This window comes from Streptomyces sp. NBRC 109706, from assembly GCF_000974485.1.
In the GTDB taxonomy this organism is placed as follows: domain Bacteria; phylum Actinomycetota; class Actinomycetes; order Streptomycetales; family Streptomycetaceae; genus Streptomyces.
Window position 1 is genome coordinate 1 of record NZ_BBOM01000021.1, and the last position, 5,369, is coordinate 5,369.

Genomic DNA, 5,369 nt, shown 5'->3' on the forward strand with positions numbered 1-5,369 from the left:
TTGGGTGTGGCCGATGTTGGATTTGAGGCTGGAGAGGTGGATGGGTGGTTTGGTGGGGGTGCGGTGTTGGGCGTAGGCGTGGGTGAGGGCGTCGATTTCGATGGGGTCGCCGAGGGTGGTGGCGGTGCCGTGGCCTTCGATGGCGTCGATGTCGTTGGGGGTGAGGTGGGCTTTGTTGAGGGTGTGGGTGATGAGGCGGGTTTGGGCGGGGGCGTTGGGTGCGGTGAGGCCGTTGCTGTGGCCGTCTTGGTTGGTGTGGGTGGCGCGGATGAGGGCGTGGATGGGGTGGTTGTTTTGTTGGGCGTGGGTTTGTGTTTCGAGGAGGAGGAGGGCGATGCCTTCTGACCAGCCGGTTCCGTTGGCGTTTTGGTCGTAGGAGCGGCAGTGGCCGTCGGGGGAGAGGGCGCGTTGGCGGCTGAATTCGGTGAAGGTTTTGGGGGTGGTCATGAGGGTGATGCCGCCGGCGATGGCGAGGGTGCAGTCGCCGCGTTGGAGTGCTTGGGTGGCGAGGTGGGTGGCGACGAGGGAGGAGGAGCAGGCGGTGTCGATGGTGAGGGCGGGGCCTTCGAAGGCGAAGGTGTAGGCGACACGTCCGGACAGGACACTCCCGGCCGAACCGATACCCCAGTACCCCTCCAACTCCTCGGGGCCCGAGGCGGACAGGAACGAGTAGTCCTGTCCCGTGGTGCCCATGTACACCCCGGTCGACGAGCCCCGCAGCGAGTCCGGCGGTATGCCGGCGTTCTCCAGCAGTTCCCAGGTGGTCTGGAGGAGGAGGCGCTGCTGGGGGTCCATGGCCAGCGCCTCGGTGCGGCCGATGCCGAAGAAGTCGGCGTCGAACTCCGCGATGTCCTCCAGGAATCCGCCGGCCCTGGCATAGGTGGTGCCGGGATGGTCGGGGTCCGGATGGTAGAGCGCGTCCAGATCCCAACCCCGGTTGGTGGGGAAGTCCGAGATCACGGAACGGCCGTTGACCACGGTCTCCCACAGGTCCTCGGGCGAGTCGATCCCGCCGGGGAAGTGGCAGGCCATCCCCACGACGGCGATCGGCTCGTGCAACTGCCCTTCCAGGGAGCGCACTTGCTCGCGCGTGACCTGAAGCTCGTTGGTGACGCGCTTCAGATAACGCAGCGTCTTCTCGTGATCGACGGACATCGGTGTCAGCTCACTCCCAGATCGTTGTCGATCAGATCGAAGATCTCGTCCTCGGTGGCCGCGTCCAGCCGATCCCCGTCCAGCGGCGCGGCGCCGCTCGCCCGACGCTCAAGCCCGCCGAGCAGCGACCGCAGCCGGGCGCTGACCGCCGACACCTCGTCCTCCGGCACCGCGTCCAGCAGCCCGGCCAGCCGGTCCAGCTCCGCCCGCACCGCCGCGCCACCGGCCGCGCCTCCGTCGTCCGCAGCGCCGGCCTCGCCCAGCTGATCGTTCACCAGCGAGGCGATATGCCGGGCCAGCGACGCCACCGTGGGGTGCTGGAACGCCAAGGTCGAGGGCAGCGGGAGGCCGAGCGTCCGCTGGAGCCGGTTGCGCAGCCGCACCGCGCCCAACGAGTCCAGGCCCAACTCCTGGAACGCCCGTTCCTGATCCACCGCGCCCGGGTTCGGATGACCCAACACCTCGGCGACCTGCTCGGTCACCAACTCCCGTACCAGCGCCCCACGTTCCTCACCCGAGGCGGCGGCGAGACGTTCCCTGGCGGCCCGTTCCCTGGGATCCCTCGCGGCCGCCGTGGCCGGCACCAGCGCGCGCAGCGTCGCCGGCAGGGCGTCGTCGGCGGCCTGGCCGCGCAGCGCCGCCACATCCAGCAGCGCCGGCACCAGCACCGGCGCGTCGGTGCCATGGACCGCGTCGAAGAGCCGCAGGCCCTCGGCGTTGGAGAGCGGCGCGAGACCCGAGCGGCCCAACTGGGCGACCCCGGCACCGCCCAGATGCCGTGTCATATCGCTGGCCTCCTCCCACAGGCCCCAGGCCAGCGAGACGGCGGGCCGGCCCGAGGCGATCCTGGCGGCGGCGAACGCGTCCAGAAACGCGTTGGCCGCCGCGTAGTTGCCCTGCCCCGGACCGCCGACCGTGCCCGCGACCGAGGAGAACAGCACAAAGGACCGAACCGACGGCAGATCGCCGGTCAACTCGTCGAGCAGCAGCGCCATATCGACCTTGGGCCGCAGCACCCGGTCCAGCCGCTCCGGCGTCAACGACTCCACCAGGCCGTCGTCCAGCACGCCGGCGGAGTGGATCACCGAGGTCAACGGCGCCTCGGCGGGCACCGTCGACAGCAGCGCCGCCAGCTCCTGTCGGTCCGTCAGGTCGCAGGCGGTCACGGTCAACTGGGCCCCGAGCGCCGTCAGTTCTTCCGCCAGGGCCTCGGCCCCCGGCGCCTTCGGGCCGCGTCGACTGGCCAACAGCAGCCGCCGCGCGCCGTGTTCCACGACCAGATGCCGGGCCACCAACGCGCCGAGCCCACCGGTGCCGCCGGTGATCAACACCGTGCCCTCCGGATCGAACGCCAACGGCCCGCCGCCCCCAGCGGCCTCCTGCCGCACCAACCGGGGAACCGCCAACGCGCCGTCCCGCAACGCCAGTTGCGGCTCCCCCAGGGAGAGCGCCCCGGGTAGCGCGGCGCGGGACGAGGGCGTTCCGTCCAGATCGACCAGCGCGAACCGGCCCGGATGCTCGGACTGCGCGGAGCGGACCAGCCCCCACACCGCCGCCAGCGCCGGCACCGGAGCCTCGGACGGCCCCGTGCCCACCGCGCCCTCGGTGACGAACACCAGCGGAACGGCGGCCAGTCGAGGCAGCGACAACCACTCCTGCAACAGCCCGAGGGCCCAGCGCAGCACCTCGTGCGGCGCCTCGCCGACCGGCCCGTCCACCCGCACCAACACCGCGTCCGGTGCCGCCGAGCCCTCGTCCAGCGCCTTGGCCAGCGCCGCCGGATCCCCATGGCGGGCCAACCCGGCGCCCAACTCCGCGCCCAGGTCGGTGAATTCACCGTCGCCCAGCACCGCGAGCGCCACCGGCGCCGCACCGGCGGTGCCCTCGGGCGCCGTCCAGTCCAGCCGGAAGAGCGCGTCCGCCGGCGCGCGCAGCGACGCCAGCCGCGCCCGGCTCACCGGCCGGGCCACCACGGAGGCGACGGAGACCACCGGCGCCCCCGTCTCGTCGGTCGCCGACATCCGAACCGCGCCCCGGCCCTCGCCGTCCGCCACGGTCAGGGTGACCCGCAGCCGGGTCGCGCCGGTGCGCGCCAGCCGCACCCCCGACCAGGCGAACGGCAGCCAGGCACCGGACGACGCCTCGTCGTCGCTCCCCCCCAGCTCCGTCAGCCAGGCGTGGAACGCGGCGTCGAGAAGCGCCGGGTGGATCCCGAAGTCTCCGGCCTCCGCGTCGAGTTCGATCTCCGCCAGCACCGAGTCCGCATGCCGCCAGGCGGCCCGAAGGCCCTGGAACGTCGGCCCGTAGCCGAAGCCCCGCTCGGCCAGCCCCGCATAGTGGCCCGCCACCGGCAGCTGCCGCGCCCCCGGTGGCGGCCAGACCTCGGCCGCCAAGGGCGCGTCGGGTTCCCGGGAGGGCTCGATCAGCAGACCGCCGGCGTGCCGGGTCCAGCCACCCTCCGCGCCATCGGCGGCGCCGACCGGTCGGGAGTGCACCGCCAGCGGCCGCCGCCCATGCTCGTCCGGCGGGCCGAGCGTCGTCTGCAGCTCGACGGCGCCGTCGTCCGCCAGCACCAACGGCTCCTCAAGCGTCAGCTCGGCGACCTCGGGGCAACCGGCCAACTCGCCCACCCGGGCGGCCAGATCCACAAACGCGGTGCCCGGCATCAGCACCGTGCCATGCACCGAATGGTCCACCAGCCAGGGCTGGTCGGCGCGCGAGACCCGCCCCGTGAAGAGCCAGCCGGCGTCCTCGGCGCGCTGCAACGCGACCGCCACCAACGGATGCGAGGCCCCTGCCACCGAGGCCCCCTGAGCGCGCGGCGCCCGTGGGGTCGGCCAGAACCGCTCCTTCTGGAACGCGTAGGTGGGCAGCGACACCTCATGGGCGTGCGCCGGATCGTAGAGCGTCCCCCAGTCCACCGGCGCGCCATGCGTCCACGCCTCGCCGAGCGCGGCGAGGAAACGTTCCGCGTCGTCGGCGTCCCGGTGCAGGGTGCTGATCACCCGGGCCCGCTCGCCCGCGCCCTCGGTGGCCTCGACGATCTGCTCGACCGCGACCCCGAGCGCGGGATGCGGGCTCACCTCGACAAACCGGGTGTAGCCACGCGCCAGCAGATCTCGCACCGTCTCCTCGAACCGCACCGTGCCCCGCAGATTGCGGAACCAGTACCCGCCGTCCAACTCCGTGGTCGCCAACTCCCCCGCGCTGACGGTGGAGTGGAACCGCACCTCCCCGGCGCGCGGCGCGATCGGCGCCAGATCCTCGGTCAGCCGCTCCCGCAACTCCTCGACCTGCGGCGAGTGGGATGCGTAGTCGACGCGCACCCGGCGGGCCCAGACGCCGGCCTCGGCACACGCTTCGAGCAGCCCCTCCAGGGCCGCCGGCTCACCCGAGACGATCGACGACGAGGGCCCGTTCACCGCCGCCACCGAAACCCGGTCGCCCCAGGGCGCCAGCAGCGGCGCCAACCGCTCGTGCGGCGCCGTCACCGAGACCATGCCGCCCCGGCCCTCCAACGCGCGCAGCGCGCGGCTGCGCAGCGCCACCACCCGGGCGCCGTCCGCCAGGCCGAGGCCGCCGGCCACACAGGCCGCCGCGATTTCCCCCTGCGAATGGCCGACGACGGCGTCGGGACGCACCCCGTGGTGCCGCCAGAGCGCGGCCAGCGACACCATCACGGCCCAGAGCGCGGGCTGCACCACATCGACCCGGTCCAGCGGGGGCGCGCCCGGCGCCCCGGCCAGCACCTCGTCCAACGACCAGTCGGTATGCGGCGCCAGCGCCTCGGCACAGGCCGCCAGCGCCTCGGCATAGACCGGATGGGTGGCGGCGAGCCGGTGGGTCATCCCCGGATGCTGGGTGCCCTGCCCGGGGAAGAGGAACGCGGTCCTGCCGGTGCTCACCTGGCCCTGGACGACCTGGTCCGGGACGTTGTCCGGTGCCCCCTGGGCGTAGGTGTGGAGGGTGGTGAGGAGTTGGTGGGTGGTGGTGCCGGTGAGGGTGGTGCGGTGGGGGTGGTGGGTGCGGGTGTGGGTGAGGGCGGTGGCGATGTGGGTGGGGTGGGTGTGGGGGTGGTGGGTGGTGAGGTGGGTGTGGAGTTGTTGGGCTTGGTGGCGGAGGGTGGTGGGGTTTTTGGCGGTGAGGGTCCAGATGGTGGGTGTTTCGGGGGTTTGTGGGGCCTGGGGGGTTGTTGTTGGTTTGGTGGTGTTGGT

The 5,369-nt window shown here is 72.9% G+C and carries 2 protein-coding genes; both read right to left on the bottom strand.

Features of this window, described 5'->3' with window-relative positions; genetic code table 11:
- Positions 1 to 1,155 (bottom strand): polyketide synthase (locus tag AOM46_RS31260; protein ID WP_199824101.1); only part of this gene is annotated, 1,155 nt, incomplete at its 3' end.
- A 5-nt stretch (positions 1,156 to 1,160) separates the two neighbouring features.
- Positions 1,161 to 5,369 (bottom strand): SDR family NAD(P)-dependent oxidoreductase (locus tag AOM46_RS31265; protein WP_158920848.1); only part of this gene is annotated, 4,209 nt, incomplete at its 5' end.